Source organism: Burkholderia sp. Tr-862 (genome assembly GCF_011753085.1).
Classification (GTDB): domain Bacteria; phylum Pseudomonadota; class Gammaproteobacteria; order Burkholderiales; family Burkholderiaceae; genus Burkholderia; species Burkholderia ambifaria.
Genome location: NZ_VWWG01000407.1, coordinates 1 through 913 on the forward strand (window position 1 = coordinate 1; position 913 = coordinate 913).

Annotated in this window: 1 pseudogene; it reads right to left on the minus strand. The window is 72.4% G+C overall.

Annotated elements, in window-relative coordinates:
• Positions 1-913, minus strand: a pseudogene (locus tag F3J14_RS35180) (nodulation protein NfeD); the annotation flags it as partial.

Sequence of the window (913 nt, forward strand, 5' to 3'; positions counted from 1 at the left end):
CCGCCAGCGCTCGCCGTGCACGCGCGCCCAGCCGGCGGCCGACGGCGCGAGGCCGCCGGCGCCATACGGCTGATCCGGCTGCAGGCCGTCGTCGAGCACTTCGCCGATGCTGCCGAGCATCGCCTCGGCGCCCGTCACGACCGGGCGCCGTCGCGCGCGCAGCGCGACGCTCGATACGACGGCGACGAACAGCCCGCCGCCGAGCGCCAGGCTCGCGATCACGGGCCACGGAATCCCGTAGCCGGGCACGTCGGTGTCGATCAGCATCAGCGCGCCGATCGTAAACGACACGATCCCGCCGAAACCGAGCACGCCGAAAGTCGGCAGGAACGCCTCGGCGACGAGGCAGCCGAGACCGAGCAGCACGAGCCCCAGGCCCGCATAGCTGACCGGCAGCAATTGCATCGCGAACAGCCCGACCAGCAGGCAGATGGTGCCTGCGAGGCCCGGCAGCACGAAGCCGGGATTCGCGAATTCGAAGAACAGCCCGTAAATGCCGATCGTGAGCAGGATCAGTGCGACGTTCGGATCGGCGATGATCGACAGGAAGCGGCTGCGCCAGTCGGGCGCGAGCACGACGAGCGGCGCATGCGCGGTCGCGAGGTGCAGCGTGCCGGCGCTGGTCGTCACGGTGCGGCCGTCGAGCTGGCGCGCGAGGTCGGCTGGGTCCTGCGCGATCAGGTCGACGACATGCTGCGCGCGCGCCTCGTTCGCCGACAGGCTCACGGCCTCGCGCACCGCGCGCTCGGCCCATTCGGCATTGCGTCCGCGCAGCTGCGCGAGGCCGCGGATGTAGGCGGCGGCGTCCTGGGTCGCCTTGCGGATCTCGGTCGACTGCGTGTCGTTCGGCAGCGCGACGGGCGTGGACGAGGCGCCGGAGGCTGCGCCAGCGCCCGCTGTCCCGGCCGGAGAG